The organism is Curtobacterium sp. S6, assembly GCF_000710345.2.
Taxonomy (GTDB): domain Bacteria; phylum Actinomycetota; class Actinomycetes; order Actinomycetales; family Micrococcaceae; genus Rothia.
In genome coordinates, this window is the sequence record NZ_JHEL01000015.1 from 1463650 (window position 1) to 1488636 (window position 24987).

The following is a 24987-nucleotide window of genomic DNA, read 5'->3' on the forward strand; positions in this document are numbered from 1 at the left end:
GGCCACCCGGTGATAGGGGATTTAGCCGCCCGGTTGTTCCGAGCAACGAAGGGCAAGTACGGCGTATGTTCTGGCGGCCAAGAGCAACTCGTCGATCTCGACCTGTTCGTCGGGCTGGTGCGCCTGCGTGTTGACGTCCCCGGGGCCCAGAACCACCGTGGGAATCGCATGGGCTTGGGACATGAATCCGCCCTCGCAGGCCGCGCTCCATGCCCCGGTTCGCCCGCTGCCGCCGGCCCGACGCACGGCATCCTGGCACCTGAGCACAAAGGGGTCCTCGGCGTCGGTCTTGAAACCGGGCATCACCATCTCGACGGCGCCCGTGAGCGAGATGCGGTCCGTCCCGGGCCGGCCGGCGGCGGTCACGGCCTCGCTCGCGCTGGCCAAAAGGCGGGACAGGATGACCTCGGGCTCTTCGCCCGGAAGCGTCCGTCGATCCACCGCCAGCTCGCACCGGTCCGCCACGATCGACGTTCCGTGACCGCCGGCGACGGTCCCGACGTTCCAGCTCGCCCGCCCCAGCAGGGGGTCGGGGGTTTCGCGGAGCAGGACGTCGTCCCGCTCGATCGCCCGCAGGACCTCGCCCGCCGCGAGGATCGCGCTCGCGCCGTCGTCCGGGTTGCCCGCGTGGGCGCTGGCCCCGGTGACCTCGAGCCGGAAATTGGTGGCCCCGCGGCAGGCCGTGATGATGTCCATCCCGGTCGGCTCCGCCGCGACGCACCCCAGGTACCGGCCCTCGGGCTGGGTCGCGACGTACCGGCGGGCGCCCGCGGCATCGCGCTCCTCGTCGACGGTCACGAGGAGGGTCATCGGCAGCTCCGGGCACACCCAGTTCACGGAGGACATCGCTACGATCACCGCGGCCAGGCCGCCCTTCATGTCCACGGCGCCCCGTCCGATGAGCCGACCGTCCACGTGGCGCGGCTCGTACGGGTCCCCGGTCCACCCGGAGCCCGCGGGGACGACGTCACTGTGCCCCAAGAACAAGATGCCGCCCGTCCCGGCCCCGTCCCCGCCGAGGTGGGCGATGAGATTGGACCGGCCCGGGACGACCTCGTCGAGCTCGACTCGGGCCCCGATGGCCGCCAACGCGGCCGACAGCGAGAACACCGTGGCGTCCTCGGTCTCTCCGGGATTCTCCCCGCGGGAGCGGATGAGCTCGTCGGCGAGCGCGACGATCTTCTCCACCCGGATACCGTCCAGGACCTCCCGTTCGGTGGCGGTCGCGGCGGCGTTCTCCGATCGCGTCTGCGTCATGACGAGACCCCCGCCCGGGTTTCCACGTATTCGTCGAGGGCCGTGCCCAGGCGTTCGACGCCCTCGCGGATGCGCTCCGGCGAGGAGGTTGCGAAGCACAGGCGCAGCGCGTGGCGCTGGGTCGCGGAATCCGTGAAGGCCGGGCCCGGAATGTAGGCCACCCCGTGTCGGAGGGCGAGCGGGAAGAGGTCTTCGGCGTCCACGTCCGCGTAGCGACCGGTGAGGTCGACCCACAGGAAGAAGCCGCCGTCGGGGTTGGTCGTGGTCACGTTCTGGCCGAATCTTTCCTCGAGGGCGTGGACCATCGCTTCCTTGCGTTCCCGGTAGATCGATCGCAACCGGTTCAGGTGCCCGTCCAGGCCGCCCTCGGCCAGATAGTCGGCGATCATCGTCTGCATCGGAACGCTGGTGCAGGTATCCATCGCGGGCTTGGCGTTGACGGCAATCTCGCGGAGGTGGGGGTCCAGGTCCATCCATCCGACGCGGAGGCCCGGGGCCAGGATCTTGGAGAAGGTGCGCACCTGGATGACCCGCGGGTTTCCGGGGCTGAGGGCCAGGAATCCCGGGATGTCCTCGCCTTCGAATCGCAGCAGACCGTAGGGGTCGTCGTCGATGATGTAGGCGTCCCATTGCTCGGCCAGCTCCAGGAGGCGCTCGCGCCGCTCGCGGGACAGCGTCGTTCCGCTCGGATTCTGGAAATTCGGGATGGTGTAGATCGCCTTGGGCGTGCGTCCCGAGGCGGCGACGAGATCCGGCAGCGCCTCGACGACCAACCCGTTCTCGTCCATCGGGGCTTCCAGGATGTTCGCCTGGTAGCTCAGCGCGGTACCGATGCCGTTGGTGTAAGTCGGGCACTCGACGATCACGGTGTCACCGGGATCCACGATCATTTTGAAGGAGATGTCGAGCCCTTGCATTCCACCGGTGGTCACCACGATGCGGTCGGGGGTCGTCTGGATCCCGCGTTCGGCCTGGTGGCGGATGATCTGCTCGATGAGGGCGTCCTCGCCCTCGCTCGCGCCGTAGCCAAAACGCCCTTCCGTGGGGGCTCCGAGGAGGCGTCCGAAGTCTTCGGTGGGAATCAGCTCGTCGTTCGGGGCGCCCATCGCGAAGCGCACGATGTCGTGGGTCTGGCTTGCCAGCAACGCGGTCGACGCGTCGATCACGGAGCCCTTCAGCTCCGAGGCGCGGTCGGCCAGCCTGGTCGTGGAAATCGTCGGGGTGATCATGAGTGCCTCCGTGAATCGAGGGAAATCAGCCCGCGCGGGACCGAACTGAAGGTTTCGTGGCCGGTGTCGGTGACGCGGATGGACTCGGAAACCTCAAAGCCCATTCCGCTCAGCCACATGCCGGCGATCAGGTGAAAAGTCATGTTGCTGTGGAGCACGGTGTCGTCACCGGCGCGGATGCTGACGGTCCGTTCTCCCCAGTCGGGCGGGTATCCGACGCCGATCGAGTACCCGAGCCGGGAGTTCTTGCTGTATCCGTTGCGCGCCAGAACATCGCTGAAGGCGGTGGCGACCTGGCTGCTCGTCACGCCGTCGCGCAGGGTCTCCAGGGCGGCCTCCAGGGCCTCGACCGCCACGCCCGCCAGGCGATCCAGGGCGGGCGCCGGGGTGCCGATGATCGCGGTCCGGGCGAGGGGCGCGTGGTACCGGCGATGCGCGCCGGCAAGCTCCACGGAGATCGGAACATCGCCCGGCGTCGGGACGTCAGCCCATGTCAGATGCGGGGTATCGGCGCCGGCGCCCATCGGGAAGAGCGGAACGATCGAGGCGTAATCCCCGTCGATCCCATCGGTTCCTCGGGCCTGGGCCGCCATGACATCGGCGGCGACCTCGTTCTGCGGGCGGCCCAGGGTGAACCCGTCGAAAGCCGCTTCCATGGCCCCTTCGCAGACCCGGCCGGCCTTGCGCATGTAGTCGATCTCGGCGTCGGACTTGACCAGGCGGACCCTGCCGACGAGGTGTTGGGAATCCCGGAGCTCCCATTCCGGCAACCCCGCGGCCAGCGAGGTGAAGGTTCGGACGGTGAAAAAGGCGGTATCCGCCTCGTAGCCCACGCGCATGGGGCCTCCGTAGCCGAGCTCCCGAAGGGTCTCGGCCATCCAGTCGCCGGGATGCGCATCGGCTTGGTCCACGTAGCTTTCCGGATAGGCCAGGATCTGGTCACGGGAGACCGCGGTGATCGTCCGGTGGGCGCCGTGGGCATCCATCTCCCGGGAGATGAAGTACAGCTGGCCGTCCACGGGCAGGAACAGGATCTGCGGCATGTAGAAGGACCAGGCGTCGTAACCGGTCAGATAAAAGATGTTGGCCGGGTCGGCGATGATCAGCGCGTCGAATCCGCGCTCCGTGGCCAGCGAGCGGACCGCGGCCCGGCGTGCCTCGTATTCCGAGACGGAGAACGGGGCCTCTCGCGTGCCGTCAATATTTTGCCTGGACAATTCCCCTCCTTCGCGAAGCCACTGTGGGCTACATCTCATTCGCTGTGAATATCGATGCTATTCGCGTCCCGGAAGCGGAAACAGGCGGGCGAACTTGCTGGATGGATTAAGTTGTACTTAAGTTCTTCAGCGTCGTCGATAAGGATCCCCGTGCTCAACGTCCATCGCCTCGTCCTGCTCCGCGAATTGGATTCCCGGGGCAGCCTCGCCGCGGTCGCGCGCGCACACGACGTCAGCCCGGCCGCGATCTCCCAGCACCTGTCCCAGCTGGAGAAAGACGTCGGCATGACGCTCACCGAAAGGGTGGGCCGCCGCATCCTGCTGACGCCCATGGGAAAGCGGCTCGCGCGGCGCGCGGATCAGGTGATCGAGATCCTCGAGATCGCCGAGGCGGAGATCGATTCGGCCCGGGTCCAGGTCCACGGCACCGTGCGCCTGTGCTCCTTCGGGTCCTTCGCCGTGTCCTACTTCGCCGACATCCTCCGGCGCATGAAAACCTCGCATCCGGAAGTGACGGTCGAATTCACCCTGCTGGAACCCGACGCCGCGATCACCAGCCTGCTGGGCCGGCGCACCGACGTCGCCATCACGGACGAGTTTTCCGGCAGGCCCCAACCCGTGGACACCGAGCGGAATTCGGTGCACCTGTTTCGGGAGCCCATGGTCGCGTACGCGCCGTGGGAGATCACCGATCCGCGCGAACTCGGAGAAGTGCCGTGGGTCTTCGAGACCTCCGGAACCATGGCCTCCGAATGGGCCAAGGGCATCTGCCGGAGGGCGGGATTCGAGCCGAAGATCTCCTACGAGTCATCCGACCTGCGGTTTCACCACGATTTGGTCCAGGCCGGGATGGCCGCCGCCTTTCTGCCGGACATGGTCTTCGACAACGGCGTCAACCCTCTGGACCGGCCGAAGCACCGCATCGAGTGGGCCGACGACGTCGCCTCGCAGCTGTACCGCGACGTCTACGCGGTGACCCGCCGCGGCGGCCATCTCCGGCCCGCGATCGCGGCCCTGCTCGACCACACGATCGCCGCGACGGCCGAATGACGGACCCAAGCAGGTGGCTCGTCTAGTTCGCTCACTGTTACTTCCGAGGCGTTCAGACTTCGTGGTCCCGGGGGGCTCTGCGGCCTCACCGTCCCCTGCCAAAATCTCGCATCTCGCTGATACTTTTCTGCCATCAGAGGCAGCACAGGATCGCTGATTTCACTTCGTACTGAGCTATCGTCCATGGATGCAATGACGTCGACGACCGATCGTGGTCCGAACTGCCCCACCAGCCATTTAGCACGATGCCGGACTTTATTGGGCGTCGGTCCTGCATCCAGCACCGAATGATGCCACAGCCGCTGGAGATGAGCGCATCGATTCCGGAGACAGACCAGAGACCGTACTCGGTAGGCGAACCCCGCTTTAGCCACCCCGATGCTCTCGGAATGGCATAGACCCCTCCCATTTGAGCTTCCTGAGGAGAGGCTTAGGAGGGGGTCGATTACTACTATCATAACCGACTCAGCGAGGACAGCATGTAGGGGATCATCTACCACGGCCGGGCAATCACCGTGGGACCTTAGGCCATCCGAGGCTCACATCACGACGATGGCCCGGCCGGTGATCTCACCCCGGTCCAGCGCCTGGTACGCCGCATCGACGTCGTCGAGCGAATACCTCCTCGTCACGGCCTCTTTCAGGAGGTAGCCGCCCTCCGCGGCCAGCTCCACGACCTCGGGGAGGTCCTTGCGGGTCACGGCCCCGAAGGAGCCCGTCACGGTCTGTCCCCGACGCACGAGCGGGCTGATCTCGACCTCGCCCACAACCCCCGTCGGTGCGATGCCGATCGCGACCATCCGCCCGCCTTCGCGCAAACACGACGCGGCCTGGGTGAAGGTCTGCGGAAGGCCGAGGGCCTCGAAGGCGACATGCACACCCTTACCGTCGGTCATCTCCAGGATGGCCTCGCGCGGGTCCCGTTGGGCCGAATTGACAACCTCGTCTGCTCCAAGCGCGCGGGCGGCGTCGAGCTTCTCGTCAGCCACGTCGACCGCGATGATTTTCCCCGCCCCACGGTGTTTCGCGATCTGAATCAGGCTGGCCCCCACTCCCCCTACCGCGAAGACCGCGACCGTCTCCCCCTCGGCCACCTCGGCCTTCCGCACCGCGCCATAAGCGGTGAAGGCCGCGCAGCCGAGGATCGCGCTCTCCTCCGCGGGAATTCCGGACGGCCGGGCGGTGAGGGCCGAAAGGGGCACCACGGCGTAGTCGGCCATGCCTGCCATCGAATACATGGACAGCCGCTGCCCGTCGGCACGGGCGAGTCGGGAGGTCCCGTCGAACAGGTTGCCCTTCAAGCGGTTTTCCCCGAAGAATTTTTCGCACAGGTCATCCCTGCCGGCTTGGCACTGTTCACACTCGGTGCAGGGCATGATGAAGGCTCCGACCACCGGGGTGCCCACACCGATCTCGCCGGCGTTCGCAGTACCCTGGCCGATCCGCACGACCTCGCCGCTGATCTCGTGCCCGACGACGCCCGGCCCAGGGAAGGCCACATCGCCTTTGAGAACGTGGAGGTCCGTATGGCACACGCCGCACGAAACGATCTTCACGAGGGCCTCCTCGGCCTTCGGCGTGGGAACGGGGATGGTCTCGACGGTCAGCCGGGGCGAGTCGCCGCTCCACACGGCCGCTCGCATGGTCTCTGGAATGGTGGCGTGGGTCATAGTTCGATACTTCATCGTGAAGCTATTGAAATCAACTGTTGCGCCATTCGCTCATGGCGCCCACCCCACGACGGCCCCATGATCGACAAACCAGCTGTTGACCTGGCCCGCTAATCCTGGTCTTCTGGGTAGCACGCTGTGTTCTCATCCCGAACACGATCATCTAGCTCAGGACCCAGGGTGGCCCATGCTTTTCACACTGCTTCGCCGATACACCAAGCCGTATCGCGGCCACATCATCGCGGTCGTGGTCCTCCAGCTCATCTCCGTGCTGGCGATCCTGTACTTGCCGAGCCTCAACGCGCGCATCATCGACGAGGGCGTGGCCACCGGCGACACCGATTTCATCTGGCGCACCGGCGGCGTCATGCTTCTCGTGGCCCTGGCCCAGATCGTCTCCGCCGTCATCGCGGTGTATTTCGGTTCTCAGGCGGCGATGGCCCTCGGGCGCGACCTTCGAGGGGCCGTTTACGCCTCCGTGGACCGCTTCGGCGCCCAAGAAATTTCCGAGTATGGGCCGCCAACCCTCATCACTCGCGGAACCAACGACGTCCAACAGGTTCAAATGCTGTTCGTGATGATCATGAACTTCATGGTCACGTTGCCGCTCATGGTCATCGGCGGGATCGTCATGGCCCTCCAGGAGGACGTCGGCCTGTCGTGGTTGGTCGTGGTCGCCGCTCCGCTCGTGGTCGGCATCATGGCCATCCTCGTGCGCTGGCTCATTCCCTTATTTACCGTCATGCAGGACAAGGTCGACGCCATCAACGGCGTGCTCCGCGAGCAGATCATGGGAATCCGCGTGATCCGGGCCTTTGTGCGCGAGCCCCACGAGACCCAACGCTTCGACGACGCGAACCACAGCATCACCGGCATCTCGGTCAAGATCGGCCGGATCTTCGTGCTGATGGGACCCATCTTGACGATCATCCTGCACGGCGCGGAGGTCGCGGTCCTCTGGTTCGGAGGCCACCGGGTCGATGCCGGCCAGATGGAGGTCGGCTCGCTGACGGCCTTTCTCCAGTACCTCATGCAGATTCTCTTGGCCGTGATGATGGGGTCCTTCATGGCGATGATGTTTCCGCGCGCCATCATCTGCGGGCGCCGCATCGGGCAGATCATCGAGACGGTTCCGGCCGTCGGGCCCGCCGAGCACCTCGTGACCCCGGAGGCCCGCCGCGGCATCGTGGAATTCCGCGACGTCGAGTTTCACTACCCCGGTGCCGAGGATCCGGTGTTGACCGGGCTGTCCTTCCGCGCCGAGCCAGGGACCACGACGGCGATCATCGGGTCCACCGGAGCCGGGAAGACCACCGCGCTTCACCTGATTCCGCGCCTACACGACGCGACGCACGGTCAGGTCCTCCTCGACGGCGTGGACGTGCGGCGGCTCGCCCCCGCCGAGATCACGGATCGCGTCGCCATCGTGCCGCAGAAGCCGTATCTGTTCTCGGGAACGGTCGCCACCAACCTCCGTTTCGGCCGGTCCGAGGCCACCGACGAAGAGATGTGGGAGGCATTGCGGATTTCCCAGGCGGAGGATTTCGTCCGCCATCGCAGCACGGGAGAGGGCCCAGACCACGCGACTGATCTGGAATCCGGCATCTCTCAGGGAGGCACGAACGTCTCCGGCGGCCAGCGGCAACGGCTCTGCATCGCCCGGGCGGTGGTCTCCCGACCGGCGGTGTACCTTTTCGACGATTCCTTTTCCGCCCTCGACGTCGCGACCGACGCCCGCCTGCGCGACGCCCTGACCCCGGTCACCCGCGATGCCACCGTGATCATCGTGGCCCAACGCGTCTCGACCATCACCGGTGCCGACCAAATCCTGGTGCTCGACGCCGGCCGGATCGTCGCCCGGGGAACCCACCGGGAACTGCTCGCCAGCTCCGAGACCTACCAAGAAATCGTGGAATCACAGCTTTCGGCCGAGGAGGCGTCATGAGCGAAGTCCCCTTGGAGTCCGAGCCCAGCTCGGCGAAGGCGTTCTGGCCCACCGCTTTCCGCCTCACCCGCGAGCTCGGGCGTCACCCCTGGCAGATGACCATCATGACGATTCTGTTGATCGCCTCGGTGATCCTCAACGTCATCGCGCCGCGGATCCTGGGGCACGGCATGGACATCATCTTCGGCGGGGTCATCGGTTCTCAGATGCCCGCCGGCGCGGATCCCGAGGCGGTGATCGCCGGCATGAGGGCCAAGGGTGAGAACCGCATGGCCGACATGCTGACCGGGGTCAACTTCGTCCCCGGTCAGGGCATCGACTTCGTCGACCTGGGCGGAAGCCTCGCTCTGGTGCTGGGCATGTACGTGCTCTCGGGCGTTTTCCTCTGGATACAGGGCCGCATGCTCAACGACATCGTGATGCACGTGGTCTACGACATGCGCCGCCGCGTCGAGGCGAAGCTCAACGACCTGCCGCTGAGCTACTTCGATACCCACAAGCGCGGCGACATGCTCTCCCGGACGACCAACGACGTCGACAACGTCCAGCAGGCACTACAGCAGGCCCTGGCCTCGCTGATCGCCTCGGCGTTGACGGTGGTCGGTGTGGCCGTGATGATGTTCGCCCTGTCCTGGCAACTGGCGTTGGTCGCCCTCGTGGCCATCCCCATTTCGGCGGTCGTGGTCGGCGTGATCGGCAAGCGCAGCCAGAAGCTCTTCGCCGCCCAGTGGAAGTCCACCGGCGAATTGAACGGCCACATCGAGGAGTCTTTTACCGGCCACGACCTCGTGACCGTCTACGGCCGGTCGGAGGAAATGGGGCGGACCTTCCGCGAACACAACGAGCGCGTGTACCAGGCGTCTTTCCGCGCCCAATTCCTCTCGGGAACGATGATGCCGATCATGCAGTTCATCTCGTACCTCGGGTACGTGGGCATCGCGGTCCTGGGTGGCCTCAAGGTGGCCAGCGGACAGCTGAGTCTGGGTGGGGCGACGGCATTCATCCAATATTCGCGCGAGTTCAATCAGCCCCTCGGGGAGATCGCCGGCATGGCCAACATGTTGCAGTCGGGCGTGGCCAGCGCCGAGCGCGTCTACGAGTTGCTCGACGAGGACGAACAGGAGCCCGATTCCGCCACGGAGCACGCCGAACCGTCGGCGGGACGCCGCGCCCTCGGTCGCATTGAGTTCTCCCACGTGAATTTCTCCTACGTCCACGACTCGCCCCTGATCCAGGATTTGAGCCTGGTCGCGGACCCCGGGCAGACCATCGCGATCGTTGGCCCCACGGGCGCCGGCAAGACCACGCTGGTCAATCTCATCATGCGGTTCTACGAGATCGGCTCCGGCTCCATCACCCTCGACGGCATGGACATTCGGCGGATGAACCGCCACCGGCTACGCGCCGCGACCGGCATGGTCCTTCAGGATGCCGTGCTGTTCCAGGGGACCATCCGGGAGAACATCCGCTACGGTCGGCTCGACGCGACCGACGACGAGGTGATCGACGCCGCCAAGGCGACCTACGTCGATCGCTTCGTCCACGCCCTCCCGGAGGGGTACGACACCGTGATCGACCAGGAGGGTGGCACGGTCTCGGCGGGCGAGCGCCAGCTGATCACCATCGCCCGCGCTTTCATCGCCGACCCGTCCGTGTTGATCCTGGACGAGGCGACCTCCTCCGTGGACACCCGCACCGAGGTGTTGGTGCAGAAAGCCATGTCGGTGCTGCGGGCTTCCCGGACGTCGTTCGTGATTGCGCACCGCCTCTCGACCATTCGCGACGCCGACACCATCCTGGTCATGGAGGACGGCCGGATCGTCGAGCAGGGCGATCACGCGTCCCTCATGGCCCGCGGCGGCCCGTACTACGAGCTGTACGAGACCCAGTTCGCGATGGCCGCTACCGACACGGACGTCGAGCCCGCCGACCAAAACTCCCCGGGTCCGGGCGCAGAATAGGCCGAGGCCGCTCGCTGGGTAGCGAGCGGCCTCGGCGACCTCCACCGCACTCACGCCCCGCGGGCGGCCCGGTGGGACTCGGTGCTTACTTCTTCCGGTGCACCTGGAAGATCGCACCGGTGGTGACGTCTTCTTCCACCGATTCGAGCGTGCGACCGCGCGTCTCGGGGAGGAACTTGTACATCACCAGGACGGCGATCGCGTTGATCACGGCGAATCCGAAGAAGGAGCCGGTCAGACCCACCGCGTTCAGGGCCACGGGGAAGAAGTAGCTGACAAAGGCGTTGGCGATCCACAGGCAGAACACGGTGAACCCCATGCCGACGGCGCGCATGTGCAGCGGGAAAATCTCCGAGAGAAGGACCCAGGTGGCGACGTTGAGGAAGGTCTGCATGGATCCCACGAACCCGACCACCAGGATCAGGATGATGAACGGCCGCGCCGCGCTGTCCTCGGGGACCGTGAAGGAAGCGATGCCGATCAGCACGTGGAAGATGGTCACGAGCGAGTAGCCGGTGATCACGGTGGTGCGTCGGTTGATCTTCTCCATCATCCACAGGGCGATGAAGGCACCGATCACGGCGATCACGCCCGGAGCGATATTGGCGATCAGGGCCGCGTTCGAAGCGAATCCCGACTCCTCCAGGACGATCGATCCGTAGTACATGATCGAGTTGATCCCGGTGAACTGCTGGAAGACCGCGACCGCGACGCCGACCAGGAGAATCCGCAGCAACCACTTATTCTTGAAGACCGCTTTCAGACCGGCCTCGTGCTTCTTCTCTTCGAGAGCGTTGATGCGCTCGACGTCGTCGATCTCGGCGACCGCGCGCTCCTCGGAACGGATCGTCTTGAGCACGGCAAGGGCCTCGTCCTGACGCCCCTTAGAGATCAACCAGCGCGGCGATTCGGGCATCCGCAACATTCCGAAGAACAGGAAGATGGCCGGGATCGCACAGACCGCGAGCATGATGCGCCAGACGTGGTCCATGTGCCCGAGGGTGTTGCCGAGGATCGCGTTGACCACGAAGGCCGCCAGCTGACCGATCACGATCATCATCTCGTTGCGGCCCGAGAGCGAGCCGCGGATCTCGTACGGTGCGAGCTCCGCGAGGAACACCGGCACCACGGCCGACGCGCCACCGACGGCGAGACCCAAGAGGAAGCGACCGACGAGCAGGGTGATGAGCTCGGGTGCGAAGACGCAGACCAGCGTGCCGAGGAAGAACAACACCGCCAGCAATAGGATCGTCTTGCGACGTCCCCACGCGTCCGAGAGCTTACCGATGCTCACCGCGCCGATCGCGGCGCCGACCAGCAGGGTACTCGTAACGAGACCCTGCGTATCGGCGGTCAGGCCGAGGGTTGCGCTCATCGGTTCCAGGGCGCCGTTGATCACGCCGGTGTCGTAACCGAACAGCAGGCCGCCGAAGGTTGCGACCAGGGCGACGACGCCCAATCTCTTCTTATGTGGCCCGTCGGTTAAGGGCGGGAGAGGAGACGAAGACCTCTCCGGGGTGACGGCGCTCATGATGACTCCTTTATCAACAGGCGAGGGGCGGCAGGCCCCGCGCACAATGAACTATCAGGTGGTGGGTAGGGGCAAGTTTTAGCTCTGACGGGCCGCTTCGACGCGCTGTTTCATGGCGTCCAGTTGATAGCGGGAGACGTCGGCGGCGTCCTCGTTCTCGGCGAAGACGCTTGAGACCATGACGGTATCCGGCGAATCCAAGAATCCGATCTCGTTCAGTCCGCCGAAGAATTCATCCCAATTGACGTCGCCGTCACCGACCTTCAGGTGCTGATGCACGCGGGCTGGGTTGCCGGGCGGGTTGGTGATGTACCGGAGACCGTTGGAGCGGTGGTGATCCATGGTGTCGGCCACGTGAGCGACGCGGATGCGATCGCCGGCGGCGCGCATGATCTCGAGCGGCTCGTCCTCCATGTGGAAGGAATGGCACGCCACGTAGACCATCCCGAGGTTCTTGGAGTTGACCCCGCGAATCACCCGCCAGGCGTCCAGCCCGCGTTCGACGAAATCGTCGGGGTGGGGGTCGATGGCGACGTGCAGGTCCTCGCGCTCGATGAGCGGCAGCAGTTCTTCCATCGAACGGTAGAACGCCCGTTCGGATTCTTCGGCGAGCTCGGGTCGGCCCGAGAACTCGGTGTTGAGCTGCCGAACTCCCAGATCCACGGCGATCTGGATGATGCGCTTCCAGTGCCGCACGGCGGCTTCACGCGCGTCGGGATCCGGAGAGGACCAGCGCATCACCGGCAGGATCGAGGCGATCTCGACCCCGGCATCGCGGCAGGCCTTGCTCAGCTGAGCCACCAGATCGTCGTCCGCCTTGGGATGGCGAAAGAACGGGATGAAATCCGGGTGTGGCGTCATCTGGAGATAGTCGTAGCCCAGGTCCTTGACCACGCCCGGGAACTCGAGGAGCGAGTGGGTGGAATGGAAAGGGGTGGGGTCGAGGGCGTATTTCACGGGATCTCCTTGCTCGATCGTTACGTGCAATTCGGTCGATGTGATTTGCATCGCAATGGAAATATGGTCTGAAAATGGGGCCTGCCGGTCTCCCGCACAGGCCCCGATTCAGGGGCTTTTCCAATTTGTCCTATCATATGCACAAATTGGGGTCGTGCCTATAGGTAGTTGAGATTTTTTTGAGTCGTGACGGCTCCGCGACTCAGCGGTACAGCTCCGGCTTCTCGTTGAGTTCGACCCTCACGGAGGTTCCCGGCTCGGCGATCGCCCGCAGTCCGGCTTCGCAGCACGCGGCGGCCGCGTAGCCGTCCCAGGCGTCGGGACCGTTGAGTTCGCCCGCGAGGCAGTCGTCGATCCATTCCTGGATCTCGGTGTCGTACGCGTCGACGAACCGTTCCTCGAAGCCCGGGGTCACCTGGTCGACGCCCTCTTCGAGATGTCTGGTCTCAAACGAGGCCCGCGTGGACACCGCGTATCCATAGCCGGAAGTCACGTGCGTGTTCACGGAGACCCGCACCCCTCCGTCGGTGTCCATGAGGATCTGGGCCGGATCCACCAAACCTTCCTTGGCGGCCGAGGAGTTCTTCCCGGTACGCACCTGGACCGTGGACACCTCCTCGCCGGTCAGGTACCTCACGATGTCGAATTCGTGCACCACGGTGTCGTCGATGAGGTTGCGTCCGGTATAGGAATCGGGGACCTCGGGATTGATGTGCTCGCAGTCCAGGGCCAACAGCTCGCCGTGTTCACCGGAACGCACGGCCGCGCGGATCCGGCGATACCCCTCGTCGAAGCGCCGCATGAACCCGACCTGGACGAGCTTGCGGCCGATGCTTTCCTCGGCCTCCACGATGCGCCACGCCGACTCGGAGTCCGGCGTGAGAGGCTTCTCGCAGAAGACCTTGAAGCCCTTGGTCAGGGCCGGCAGCAGAACCTGTTCGTGGAGGAATCCGGGAGTCGCCACCATCACGGCGTCGACCTCTCCGGACTCGAGGGCCTCGGTGAAATCGGTGAACACCTGGGCCCCGTCGATCCCCTCGATCGCCGCTTGGGCTTTGGCCTCGTCGATGTCGATCACGGCGGTGACGCGCACGTTCTTCATGCGGTCACGCAGGCGTGTGATGTGGTCGGAGCCCATGCGGCCGGCTCCGACGACGGCGACGCGCAATTGTTCAGTCATGGTGAGATGTCCTTTCGGTACAGCGGTGCTGACGGTCGATCAAGCTCAGGCGACCGTGGTGCGAGCGCCGCAGCTGAGGAGATACTTGCAGGTTCGGGAGGCGATCGGCAGCGGGACATCGAAGCTCTCCACGGGATACATGTCTTGCTCGACGATTCCGAACAGGGGACGTTCCAGCCGTTCGGCCGCCTCGATTACGGCCCGGAGGTCGGGCAATCCCTGCGGGGGCTCGCACATCACACCGGCCGCCGTCGCGTCCTTGAACGTCTTGTCCTCGGCACGCACCGTGGCCAAGATGTCCGGATGCACCTGCTTGAGGTGGAGATATCCGATCCGCTCGGGGTATTTCTCGATCAGTTCGACCGATGAGGCGCCGCCATATTCGGCGTGCCCGGTATCCAAGCAGAGGGTCACGAGCTTGGGATCCGTCATGGCTAGGAACTTCTCGATCTGTTCCATGGTCTCCACGTGGGAATCCGCGTGGGAATGGAACTGCTGGTACAACCCGAATTCGCGTTGCAGCCGCTCCCCCAGCTTGTCGTGGCCCTTACCGAGGGCCTCCCACTGCCAGTCCGTGAGGGTGCGGTCCTCCAGGGCCTCTCCGGTCTTGTCGTCACGCCACAGTGCCGGAATCACGACGACGTGGTGCGCCCCCATCTCGGCGGTGAGTTCGGCAACCTGGCGGGCAGGCTTCCACGCTTCCTCCCACTGATCGGCTCCGCGGTGGAAGGCCGTGAAGACGGTACCGGCGCTGATCTTCAGATCGCGCTCCTTCAGCTCACGGGCAAGGGTCTGCGGATCGGCCGGAAGATACCCGTAAGGGCCCAGCTCGATCCACCGGTAGCCGGCCTCGGCCACCTCATCGAGGAATCGCTGCCAGGGGGTCTGGCGCTCGTCGTCGGGGAACCAGACACCCCAGGAATCGGGGGCGGTGCCGATGATGAGGTTGCGGTCGGACGTGTTCTCTGCCATTGGTGCTCTCGCTTTCACCGTTGAAAGTCTCGGTACAAAGTGCTGTGTGCGTGGTGCTCGGGCGTCGGCGCGCTGACGCCCGAGCACCGTGGTGCGGCCCTGTCCGGCCGCGAGTGCGGGAAGTGATTCCCGGATTCTCGACTAGCTGTCGGAACTCGACGGGAACGCGAAGGACGCCCCGGACAGCGACTTCGGCTCGGGCCACCGCTGGGTCACGACCTTGCCGCGGGTGTAGAACTTGACTCCGTCCGGCCCATAAATGTGGAGGTCCCCGAACAGGGAGTTCTTCCAACCGCCGAAGGAGTGCCAGGCCACCGGGACCGGCAACGGTACGTTGATGCCGATCATGCCGACCTGGACCTTGCGCTGGAAGGTCCGCGCAACGGCACCGTTGGAGGTGAACACCGCGGTTCCGTTTCCGTACGGGTTGGCGTTGATGATGTCGATGGCTTCCTCGAGGGACTCGGCCCGAATCACCACGAGGACCGGCCCGAAGATCTCCTCGTCGTAGGCGCTCATCTCGCGGTTGACCTTGTCGAGAATGGTCGGCCCCACGAAGAAGCCCTCCTCGTGGTCCTTGACGATGAGGTCTCGCCCGTCGAGAACCACGGCCGCGCCCGACTCCTGGGCCTCGCCCACGATCCGGGTGATCCGCTCCTTGGCGGCCGGGGTGATGACCGGACCCATATCGGCGTCGGGGTCGGTACCCTCGGTGACCTTGATGCCCGCGGCCAGGTCTTTGACGCGAGAAACGACCTCGTCGGCGGCGTCGCCCACGGCGACGGCCACCGAAATGGCCATGCAACGTTCACCGGCCGAACCGAAGGCCGCGGCGTTGAGGTGCTCGGCCGCGAGGCTCATGTCGGCGTCGGGCATGATCACGGCGTGGTTCTTGGCGCCGCCAAGAGCCTGGACCCGCTTGCCGTTCTGGGTGCCGGTTTCGTAGACGTACTTGGCGATCGGGGTGGAGCCGACGAAGGAGATGCCGTCGACGTCGGGGTGCGTGAGCAGTCCGTCCACCATCTCTTTGTCGCCGTGCAACACGTTGAAGACGCCGTCGGGAAGGCCGGCTTCCTTCCACAGCTTGGCGAGCAGCAACGAAGCGGAGGGGTCCCGCTCGGAGGGCTTGAGGATGAAGGCGTTGCCGGTCGCGATCGCCACCGGAGACATCCACAGCGGGACCATCACCGGGAAGTTGAAGGGGGTAATACCCGCGACGACACCCAGCGGCTGGCGGAAGGAGAAAACGTCAAAGCCGGTGGATACCTGGTCCGAGTACTCGCCCTTGAGGTGCTCCGAAATGCCGCACGCGAATTCGATGACCTCGAGGCCGCGGGCGACCTCGCCGGCGGCGTCCGAGAGAACCTTGCCGTGCTCCGCTGTGATGATCCGGGCCAGCTCGTCCGTGTGGGCGTGCACGAGCTCTCGGAATTTGAAGAGGATGGCCGTCTTCTTGGCGATGGACAGGTCAGCCCATGCTTCGCTGGCCTTCTTGGCGGTGCTGACCGCGGCCTCCAGGTCGGACTGGTCCCCCAGGTGCAGGCTTCCCGTGGCCTGCCCCGTCGCGGGGTTGAAGACGTCCTGGCGACGTGCGCCCGAGCCGTCGACTTCCTGGCCATTGATGAAGTGCTTGATATCTGTGGTCAATTTCTTCTCCTCACGGTGTCCTGACGCAAGTCTTGCGCCGGCTGGTTGGTGAACAGTCTGCGTTTATCCCAGAAGGGGCTTCTGTGTGGATTTCTTGTCCTCGTACACGGCGTAGGCCTCCTGAGTGGACGAAAGCTCCGAGATGGAGGCGACGGGAACGTCCCACCACGATTCCGAGTCCGGCGCGTCGATCAGGGGATCGGAATCCACGTGAATCAGGATGGGGCCAGAGCCCTCCGGGGCGGCCTTGGCCTTTCGGACGGCTTCCTCGAGGTCCTCCCCGACCGAGTCGCCGGGGGCCACGCGAATCACGGAGACGCCGAGGGACTCGGCATTGGTCGCCAGGTCGATGGGCAGGGTCTCGCCGGAATCGAAGGACTGTGTCTGGTCGTCGTGATACCGATATTTGGTTCCGAAGCGCTGCGAGCCCAGCGACTCCGAGAGCGCGCCGATCGAGGCGTAACCGTGATTCTGGATCAACACCACGATGAGCTTGATGCCCTCGGCCACCGCCGTGACCAGTTCGGTGTGCATCATCAGGTAGGAGCCGTCACCGACCATCACGACGACGTCGCGGTCGTCCTTCTGGTGCAGGCTCGCGCGCTTGACGCCCAAACCTCCGGCGATTTCGTAGCCCATGCAGGAGAACGCGTACTCGACGTGGTAGCCGTACTCGTCCTTGACCCGCCACAGCTTGTGGAGGTCCCCGGGCAACGAACCGGCCGCGCAGATCACGACGTCGCGGTCGTCCATGACGCCGTTGACCCGGCCGATGATCTCGTTCTGGGACATCACCGGGCGGTAGCGCTCGGCGAAGGCGGCGTCCGCGATGCCGTCCCACCGCCGCTTCTCCGCGGCGACCTTCTCCGAGACCGCCTCCGAGACCTGGATCCCGGAGACAGCCCGGTTCATGGCCACGAGGGCCTTGCGGGCGTCCGCCACCACGGGGATCTGGGTGCCATTCTTATAGGCGTCGAAGGAAGCCACGTTGATGTTGACGAAGGAAACGTCGGGGTTTTGGAAGGCCGTGCGCGAGGCCGTCGTGAAGTCCTCGTAGCGCGTGCCGATGCCGATGATCAGGTCCGCCTCCGCGACCATCGCATTGGATGCGGTCGAACCGGTCGAGCCGACCGCTCCGAGGCACAGCGGGTGATCCCAATCCATGACGCCCACGGCCGCCTGCGTGTACGCCACCGGAATGCCGGTGGCTTCGGCAAACTTTCGCAGCTCGTCGGTCGCGAAGGCGTAGTGCACGCCGCCACCGGCGATGATCACCGGCTTCTCAGCGGAACGGATGGCCTCCATCGCCGCGCGGACGTCCTCCTCCTCGGCCTCGGGCCGGCGGATACGCCATTCCCTCTCGACGAAGAACTCTTCGGGAACGTCGATGCGCTCCGCCTGGACGTCCTGCGGGAGGGCGATGGTCACGGCGCCGGTCTCCACGGGGTCGGTGAGGACACGCATGCCGTTGAGCAACGAGGAATAGAGCTGTTCCGGCCTCCATACCCGATCGAAATATCGGGAGACCGGACGCAACGTGTCGTTGACGGTGATGTCCCCCGAATCGGGGCGTTCGAGCTGTTGCAAGACCGGGTCGGTCGCCCGCGTCGCAAAGACATCCGAGGGGAACAGCAGAACCGGAAGCCTGTTGGTGGTCGCCAGGGCGGCGCCGGTGACCAGGTTGGTCGATCCCGGGCCGATCGACGTCGTGGAGGCGTAGGTGGCCCGCCGACGCACGTGGCGGGCATATCCGGTGGCCTGATGCACCATGGCCTGCTCGTTGCGACCCTGGAAGTACGGCATGACGCTGGGGTCCTGCCCTTGGAATTGACGCAAGGCCTGGCCCACGCCGGCGACGTTGCCGTGCCCAAAGATGCCGAACATCCCCGGAATCGTCCGCTCCCGGTATTCCTCCGAACCAACGCGATCGACGGTGTACTGCCGGGACAGGAACTTCACGAGGGCCTGTCCCACGGTCATGGTCTGAGTAGTCATGAAAACCTCTTTCGATCCTCGTTAGTTGCTGCCGTCGCGCAGCAGCGATGCTGCGGTTTCGACGGCTCCGGCGACGTCGCCGTCCTCGGGATACAGCAGGGTCCGCCCCACGGTGAGCCCCTGGACCCCGGGAAGGGCCAAAGCATCCCGCCACGTCGAGAAGATCTCGTCCGGCGCGGCGGTGGGGTCCCCTCCCAACAGCACGGTGGGCAGGGTGGTCGCCGCAATGACGCGTTCCATTTGGGGCACCACGGGCAGTTTCATCCAGGTGTACGCGCTCGAGGCGCCCAGGGATGAGGCGATACCGACGGACTTGACCACGGCATCGGTGCTCAGATCGTTGACGATCGTGCCGTTGCGGGTGGTCGAGATGAACGGCTCGACCATCGCGTAGAGGCCGCGTGCGGCAAGCTCGTCGACAGCACGGGCGGTGGCTTCGAGGGTCGCGGTGGTGTTCTCGTCCCCGTAGTGGATGCGGGTCAGCATTTTGCCGCCGTCCGCGCCCACCGCACGCAACGCCTCGGCGTTGTGGGCCGTGAAGCGGTCGTCGATCTCGTTGACCAGGCCGGAGAGCCCACCGCGGTTCATCGAACCGAACACGAGCTTCCCGTCCAGCGCGCCGAGCAACAGGAGGTCGTCCAAGACGTCCGGCGAGGCCAAGACGCCGTCCACCGCGGGATTCTGGAGGGCCACGCGCAACCGGTCGAGCAGGTCCTTCCGGTCGGCCATGGCCTGGCCGTCGCCCCTGACCTTAAGCGCTCCTCGGGCCGGGTGATCGGCGGCGAGGATGAAATTCTGCCGTCCGTAGACCACCCCGGGGTGGCGGGTGCGGGCGTTGGCCGCGCGCTGGACGGCACCCGGGTCTTCCAAGCGGAGCTGCGTCAGCTGCTCGTAACGCCGGGGATCGCCCGAGCCGATCTCCGGCTGGTCGAATGAGGGCAGGCTGCCCTCCTGTGCTGGGTGGTTGCTCATGCGTCGAAGCCCCTTCCGCGTTCGTTGAGAAGGCCGAGCACCTCGTCCGTGGTCGGCATGTCTTCCGAGCAGGCGATGCGCGAGGCAACGATCGCGCCGGCCGCGTTGGCGAAGTCGAGAACGTGCTGGAGTGACCAGCCAGAGAGGATCCCGTGGCAGAACGCGCCGCCGAAGGAGTCGCCGGCTCCGAGGCCGTTCAAGGTCTCCACGGCCACGGGTTCGGAGATCACGGTTTCGTTCGCTGTCTTGGCCATGACGCCCTGCGAGCCCATCTTGACGACCGCGATCTTGACGCCGGCCTCAAGCAGGCGATCCGCCTGCTCCTCCGGTGAGCCGTCGCCAACCGCGACGGCGCACTCCTCGCGATTTCCGATCGCGATGGTGACGTGCTTGAGGTTCTCGGTGACCTGGGCGGTCGCGTCCTCGATGGAGTCCCAGAACATGGGCCGGTAGTCGAGGTCCAAGATGGTGTGCTGACCCTCGCCGAGCTCCTCGCGGGGGCGTGCCTCGTGAGCCTTCAGCTGGGCCGTTCGACTCGGATCCTGGCAGAGCCCCGTCACCGTGGACCAGAAGACGGTCGCTTCCTTGACCGCCTGGGTGTCGACCTCGTCCGGTTCGATGTTGAGATCCGGCGCGGTGGGGAATCGACCGTAGAAGTAGAGGGGAAAGTCTTCGGGGGGCATGATGGCGCAAAAGGTCGCCGGGGTCTGCAGGCCTGCTACCGGGCTGACATGGGCGTCGTCGACGCCGTAACGCTTCAATTCTCGGTGGAGGTACTCGCCGAACGGGTCATCGCCGGTGCGGGTGATGACTGCGGACTTTCTGCCGTGCTTTGCGGCGGCCACCGCGACGTTTGAAGGCGACCCGCCCAAGTACTTGCCGAAGGAAGTCACCTCTTCCAGGCCGACACCGATGTCGTTGGGGTAGATATCCACGCTGATTCTTCCCATGGTGAGCAGGTCATAGCTCATTGGCTGGCCGGTCCTTCCCGTGGCTCCTGGTCGGTCACAGCGTCGGCGCCCCACCTCTCTACCGGGTAGGACTCGCCGTCAGTGTGTTCCGTCTTACGTATCCAAGAGTGCATCACCACACTTTGTCCTGTCAATGTTTTGTACTGACAAAGTATGTTTTGGTCGGTAGCCTGTTGTGACCGGGGATACCTTTCGACCGCCGAGAGGGTCTCGCCTCCCATCAGCCAGAGCACAAGGAGTCCACCATGAAGCTGGGCGTTTACAACGCGATCTTGCACCACCTGCCCCTCGACGACGCCCTCGCGGAGGTCTCCCGCCTGGGCCTCGACGGCGTCGAGGTCAACTCCGGCGGCTTCTTGCCGCCCACGCACCTCCCGATCGACGACATCCTTGCCAGCGATGCCGCCGCCACCGCATATCGCCGCCGCTTCGCCGACCACGGCCTCGACATTCTGGGGCTGAATTGCAACGGGAATCCGTTGAATCCGGATCCGGCCATCGGCCCCGAGGATGCGGAAGATATCCGCAAGTCGATTCGTGCCGCCGCGGCCCTCGGCCAGAAGCGCGTGGTGACGATGTCGGGTCTGCCCGGCACGGACCCGCAGGGCCGCTACCCCGCGTGGAACGTCAACACGTGGGGATCCCACGCCCTCGACTCTTTGGAATGGCAGTGGGACCAGGCCTCAGAATTTTGGTCCGAGATCGACCAGTTGGCCAGGGAACACGACGTCAAGGTCGCCCTGGAGCTGCACCCACAGAACCTGGTCTTCAATCCGCCGACCGCCCGCCGCCTGGTGGAACGCATCGGGGCCACGAACGTCGGCGTCGAACTAGATGCCTCGCACCTCTTCTGGCAGCAGATGGATCCCATCGCCTGCGTTCGGTGGCTGGGCCCCCTCGTGTTCCACGCCGCCGCGAAGGACGTGCGCATCAATCGCGAGAACGCGGAAATCTACGGCGTGCTCGACGAGCGGTTCCGCCGGATGGGCGAAGATGAGCAGAGGACCAACATGGGCGGCGACGAATACGTCAACGCCTGGCCCACGGACTCCGCGTGGGACTTCGTGGCCGTCGGAATTGGCCACGACGCCGAGTACTGGGCCGAATTCCTGCGGGCGCTGGCCGAGGTCGAGCAACAGACCGGCGAAGACATCAGCGTCAACATCGAACACGAGGACACCTCGATGGGGCCGATCGAAGGGCTGGAGTACGCAACCTCGACACTCTTCGACGCCGCGCGGCAGGCGGGGGTCCGGTAGGTCAACCGGCCTTTCGCACCGGGGAAGGGGTGCCGCCCCATGCGCCAATGCGACGGGTGGCACCCCTTCCCGACGATTCACCGCGGCGGCGAGATCTTGCGCAAGATATTGCCACTGAGTATTTCCTTGCCGGTGCCTGGACATATACTCGGGGCAAGCCCTCAGGGGCGTTACACCTAGTCAAAGAGCACCCCGCGGTGCATTCGTTGTGAAAGTTGTCCGGATGAGCATGTACCCGCAGGACCCCAACCAGGGACCGTCATACCAGCAATACCAGGGTCAGCCGTATCAACAGTCGCCGTACTACCCGAACAACCAGTACTACGGTCAGCCACCTGCGCCCCAGAAGAACAACATCATGTCCATTCTGGGCTTTATCTTCGCCATACTCGGCATCGTCTTCTGGTGGATCCCCTTCTTTGGGGCCCTCATGGCCATCGCGGGAGTGGTGCTCTCGGGCATCGCCCTGAGCCGGCGCGAGCTGAAGGGGCTGTCCATTGCGGGCGTCGGCGGCGTTGCGGTTATCATCGCGATTCTCTGGACCATCCTCTATATCGCCAGCGTCGCGAGCCACAACTCGTCGACAACGTCATACAACGCCGCAGCTTCGGTCTCTTCTTCGGTAGTTTCGGAGCAGGCCCCGTCGATCTAAATCGGCTCCCACGCGGAAGGTAGTCGGAAGAGCATGCACCCCCACGACCCCCACCAGGGACCGCCGCGCTGGCAACAAGGCCAGCCGTATCAACAGCCCCCGTATCACCCCAACGACCCACACCAAAGCCCTCCACAGGAACGCCAGAGCAATAATGTCCTATGCCTTCTGGGGTTCATCTTGGCCGTACTCGGTCTCGTGGTGTGGCGGATTCCGGTATTCGACTTCATCCTTGCGGCCGCGGGCGTCGTGCTCTCCTCCATCGCCTTAGCCCGGCACGAGATTAAAGGCCTGTCCATCGCGGGCATCTGCGTTGGCGGGGTGGGCGCGCTACTCGGGCTCTTTTGGTCGGTCGCCCTGATCATTAGCGTCGGCACCACATACACCTAAGCCGCACATCCCATCGGCGATAACCCCCAAGGCGTACCGCTCCCTGCACTTTCGACTTCGGAAGAGCCTTGACGTCACCCCATGAGCACACAAAGACTCTGATATCCGAAACTTCCCAGAGAGCAACATCTCATAACCTGGCTATTACCTTTCTACTTCCTGGATATATACTCCTAATCCGGGGTGTCGAGGTGATATCTCAGGTCAGAGCCCCTTTCGGGTGGCTCCCGTTCTGAAAGTTGTTCGGATGAGCATGTATCCGCAAGACCCTCGCCAGGGTTACTCGCAGCAGTCTTCGTACTACTCCAATAACCCCTATTATGGGCAGCCGCAGGGCCCAAAGAACTCAAACGTGCTCGCCATTGTCGGCATCGTCTTGGCATCGCTCGGACTACTTCTTTTCTGGATTCCCTTCCTGGGCCTTATTCTCGCCATCGCGGGCGTGGCCTTCGCATGCATCGCCCTCGGTCGGGGCCAGCTCAAAGCACTGTCCATTACAGGCATTTGCGTCGCTTCCGTAGCTGCCTTGATCTCTCTCCTTGTGACCGGAGGATTCTTAGTTCGTTCCGTAGTCGATGCTTCCTCAAGCACCACAACGGATCCCTCCACCGCCTCGGCCTCATCGTATTCGTCATCTGCATCGGCTGAGTCATCTTCGTCTGCCCCGACCTCCACCCCGACAGTCTCTCCGTCTGCAACGGCGACACCCGTACCTAAGCAAGCGGACCTCAGTACATTCCATGAGGTAGACGATCGCGAGTTGGCACTCATCGCCAAAAGTCCAAAAACTCACGTCGGCGAGAAAATCATCATCAACGGTAGCGTTACTCAGCTGGATTCAGCCACGGGCCCATGCGCTATGCGCGTCAACATCGGGGCCACCTATCAGCCCCAGACGTATTACTACGAGACGAATTCCATAGTCTTCGATTCAAGCGATGACGGTAAGGACAAGTGCCCTACCCTTGAGCCGCTGGTCCAAGACGACAACGTCAAGCTGTGGGTCATGGTGGGAGGAAGCGAAACCTACGATACTCAAATCGGCGGTAGTACGACCGTCCCCGTGTTTGCCGCGTTCAAGGCCGAAATCCAGTAGACACGAGAATCTCCTCCCACCACCCACGGCCTAGAACAACGCGATCTTCTCCGGTGCCGGGAAGATGCGGTCGAGTTCCGCGAGGTCATCCTCGGACGGAACCCACGAGGCCGCGACCGCGTTACTACGCACCTGATCCGGCGTGGTCGCGCCGGCGATGACCGAGGCAACCTGCGGACGCGAGGCCAACCAGGAGAAAGCCACCTGGATCGGGGTGAGGTCGCGTTCTGCCGCGAAGGCGACGAACCGTTCGATTTGATCCCAGTCGGTGCTCTCCAGGAGCTCCGACTTGGAGTGGGACAGGCGTGAGCCATCCGGGGCCGTACCGTTGCGGTACTTGCCCGTGAGCAGGCCATTCGCGAGCGGAAAGTACGGCAGGATACCGACGCCGAAGCGCTGCGCCGCGGGGATGACCTCGAGCTCGGCCCGGCGGTCCAACAGGTTGTAGTGGTTCTCCGCCGCGACGTATCGGGTGCGACCGCCGGATCGGGCCAGGTGATCCGCATCCGCGATCTGCCACCCGGAGTGGTTAGACGTGCCGATGTAGCGAACCTTGCCCGCCTTCACGGCGTCGTCAAGGGCCGCCAAGGTCTCCTCGGCCGGCGTCACTCCGTCGGGGGTGTGATAGAAGTACAGGTCGATGTGGTCCCGGCCGAGGCGCGACAGCGACGCGTCCAACGCCCGGTTGACGTATCGCCGCGACCCTCGGGCCCCATGATCGGCGCCGTTAGCACCTCGCATGTCCATGCCGAATTTGCTCACGACCACGACGTCCTCGGCCGCGCGGCCCAGCCCGGAGAGGGCCTGACCGAACATCCTCTCGGAGGTCCCCGGCTCTTTGCCGTATACGTCGGCGACGTCGAATAGCGTGATTCCGGCGTCAACCGCCGCCTCGATCACGGCGTCGGTGCCTTCCTGCGATTCGGTCGGGGTCCCAGCGCGGCCGAGGTTATTACACCCCAGCCCGACGCCGGAGACCACCAAGCCGGAGTTGCCCAGTGCGCGGTATTCCGGTGATGAAGTCATGCCTCCACAC

At 64.8% G+C, this 24987-nt stretch carries 20 protein-coding genes; 7 read left to right on the forward strand and 13 right to left on the reverse strand.

Annotated features, from left to right (window positions below):
- Nucleotides 1-21: 21 nt before the first annotated feature.
- Genes CURSPS6_RS08880 through CURSPS6_RS08890 form a run of 3 tightly spaced genes read right to left on the reverse strand, consistent with a single transcriptional unit; the run spans nt 22 to nt 3703 of the window.
- On the reverse strand, nt 22-1257 hold the full coding sequence (locus CURSPS6_RS08880; protein WP_035810370.1) for a M20 family metallopeptidase: 1236 nt from the start codon (nt 1255-1257) through the stop codon (nt 22-24).
- On the reverse strand, nt 1254-2486 hold the full coding sequence (locus CURSPS6_RS08885; RefSeq protein WP_030015634.1) for a PLP-dependent aminotransferase family protein: 1233 nt from the start codon (nt 2484-2486) through the stop codon (nt 1254-1256). The genes CURSPS6_RS08880 and CURSPS6_RS08885 overlap by 4 nt, the downstream gene beginning before the upstream one ends.
- Complete coding sequence (locus tag CURSPS6_RS08890) at nt 2483-3703, reverse strand: M24 family metallopeptidase (protein WP_235503711.1); 1221 nt, start codon at nt 3701-3703, stop codon at nt 2483-2485. The genes CURSPS6_RS08885 and CURSPS6_RS08890 overlap by 4 nt, the downstream gene beginning before the upstream one ends.
- A 150-nt stretch (nt 3704-3853) precedes the next feature.
- On the opposite strand from CURSPS6_RS08890, the gene CURSPS6_RS08895 reads away from it, so the two are divergent.
- The gene (locus tag CURSPS6_RS08895) at nt 3854-4753 is read left to right on the forward strand and encodes a LysR family transcriptional regulator (protein ID WP_051687779.1); all 900 of its coding nucleotides are present in this window, start codon (nt 3854-3856) and stop codon (nt 4751-4753) included.
- A 539-nt stretch (nt 4754-5292) separates the two neighbouring features.
- On the opposite strand, the gene CURSPS6_RS08900 is transcribed toward CURSPS6_RS08895, so the two are convergent.
- Nucleotides 5293-6423, reverse strand: coding sequence for a zinc-binding dehydrogenase (locus CURSPS6_RS08900; RefSeq protein WP_030015638.1), 1131 nt, complete (start codon nt 6421-6423; stop codon nt 5293-5295).
- Nucleotides 6424-6610: 187 nt separating this feature from the next.
- Between CURSPS6_RS08900 and CURSPS6_RS08905 the strand changes: the two genes are divergently transcribed.
- Together CURSPS6_RS08905 and CURSPS6_RS08910 are read left to right on the forward strand one after the other, a co-directional pair.
- The gene (locus CURSPS6_RS08905) at nt 6611-8368 is read left to right on the forward strand and encodes an ABC transporter ATP-binding protein (RefSeq protein ID WP_030015639.1); all 1758 of its coding nucleotides are present in this window, start codon (nt 6611-6613) and stop codon (nt 8366-8368) included.
- Nucleotides 8365-10329 carry an ABC transporter ATP-binding protein gene (locus CURSPS6_RS08910; protein WP_035810371.1) on the forward strand — a complete coding sequence of 655 codons (1965 nt, stop codon included), beginning with the start codon at nt 8365-8367 and terminating at the stop codon, nt 10327-10329. The genes CURSPS6_RS08905 and CURSPS6_RS08910 overlap by 4 nt, the downstream gene beginning before the upstream one ends.
- A gap of 85 nt (nt 10330-10414) precedes the next feature.
- On the opposite strand, the gene CURSPS6_RS08915 is transcribed toward CURSPS6_RS08910, so the two are convergent.
- The 8 genes from CURSPS6_RS08915 to iolC all read right to left on the reverse strand — a co-directional run bounded on the left by CURSPS6_RS08915 (nt 10415) and on the right by iolC (nt 20554).
- Nucleotides 10415-11860, reverse strand: coding sequence for a sugar porter family MFS transporter (locus tag CURSPS6_RS08915; protein WP_030015642.1), 1446 nt, complete (start codon nt 11858-11860; stop codon nt 10415-10417).
- A gap of 78 nt (nt 11861-11938) precedes the next feature.
- Complete coding sequence (locus CURSPS6_RS08920) at nt 11939-12817, reverse strand: sugar phosphate isomerase/epimerase family protein (RefSeq protein ID WP_030015643.1); 879 nt, start codon at nt 12815-12817, stop codon at nt 11939-11941.
- A 202-nt stretch (nt 12818-13019) separates the two neighbouring features.
- A complete protein-coding gene (locus CURSPS6_RS08925; RefSeq protein ID WP_030015644.1) occupies nt 13020-13997 on the reverse strand; it encodes a Gfo/Idh/MocA family protein in 978 nt (325 codons plus the stop codon).
- Nucleotides 13998-14042: 45 nt separating this feature from the next.
- Nucleotides 14043-14969 (reverse strand): sugar phosphate isomerase/epimerase family protein, encoded by a 927-nt coding sequence (locus CURSPS6_RS08930; RefSeq protein ID WP_030015646.1) that lies wholly within the window; start codon nt 14967-14969, stop codon nt 14043-14045.
- Between the two features lie 141 nt (nt 14970-15110).
- On the reverse strand, nt 15111-16616 hold the full coding sequence (locus CURSPS6_RS08935) for a CoA-acylating methylmalonate-semialdehyde dehydrogenase (RefSeq protein ID WP_030015647.1): 1506 nt from the start codon (nt 16614-16616) through the stop codon (nt 15111-15113).
- 63 nt (nt 16617-16679) lie between these two features.
- Nucleotides 16680-18596, reverse strand: coding sequence for a 3D-(3,5/4)-trihydroxycyclohexane-1,2-dione acylhydrolase (decyclizing) (gene iolD, locus CURSPS6_RS08940; RefSeq protein ID WP_030015648.1), 1917 nt, complete (start codon nt 18594-18596; stop codon nt 16680-16682).
- 36 nt (nt 18597-18632) lie between these two features.
- Nucleotides 18633-19583 carry a deoxyribose-phosphate aldolase gene (locus CURSPS6_RS08945; protein ID WP_235503712.1) on the reverse strand — a complete coding sequence of 317 codons (951 nt, stop codon included), beginning with the start codon at nt 19581-19583 and terminating at the stop codon, nt 18633-18635.
- Nucleotides 19580-20554 carry a 5-dehydro-2-deoxygluconokinase gene (gene iolC, locus CURSPS6_RS08950; protein WP_030015651.1) on the reverse strand — a complete coding sequence of 325 codons (975 nt, stop codon included), beginning with the start codon at nt 20552-20554 and terminating at the stop codon, nt 19580-19582. Before iolC ends, CURSPS6_RS08945 begins: the two co-directional genes overlap by 4 nt.
- A gap of 245 nt (nt 20555-20799) precedes the next feature.
- On the opposite strand from iolC, the gene CURSPS6_RS08955 reads away from it, so the two are divergent.
- The 4 genes from CURSPS6_RS08955 to CURSPS6_RS12545 all read left to right on the forward strand — a co-directional run bounded on the left by CURSPS6_RS08955 (nt 20800) and on the right by CURSPS6_RS12545 (nt 23951).
- Complete coding sequence (locus CURSPS6_RS08955; RefSeq protein ID WP_030015652.1) at nt 20800-21813, forward strand: sugar phosphate isomerase/epimerase family protein; 1014 nt, start codon at nt 20800-20802, stop codon at nt 21811-21813.
- A 223-nt stretch (nt 21814-22036) separates the two neighbouring features.
- Nucleotides 22037-22465, forward strand: coding sequence for a hypothetical protein (locus CURSPS6_RS08960; protein ID WP_035810374.1), 429 nt, complete (start codon nt 22037-22039; stop codon nt 22463-22465).
- A 180-nt stretch (nt 22466-22645) separates the two neighbouring features.
- Nucleotides 22646-22855 carry a hypothetical protein gene (locus CURSPS6_RS12540; protein WP_152978097.1) on the forward strand — a complete coding sequence of 70 codons (210 nt, stop codon included), beginning with the start codon at nt 22646-22648 and terminating at the stop codon, nt 22853-22855.
- Nucleotides 22856-23102: 247 nt separating this feature from the next.
- Nucleotides 23103-23951: a hypothetical protein gene (locus CURSPS6_RS12545; RefSeq protein ID WP_152978098.1), complete on the forward strand. Its 849-nt coding sequence runs from the start codon at nt 23103-23105 to the stop codon at nt 23949-23951.
- 30 nt (nt 23952-23981) lie between these two features.
- Here the strand turns inward: CURSPS6_RS12545 and CURSPS6_RS08980 are convergent, their stop codons facing one another.
- On the reverse strand, nt 23982-24977 hold the full coding sequence (locus CURSPS6_RS08980; protein ID WP_030015658.1) for an aldo/keto reductase: 996 nt from the start codon (nt 24975-24977) through the stop codon (nt 23982-23984).
- Nucleotides 24978-24987 lie beyond the last annotated feature (10 nt).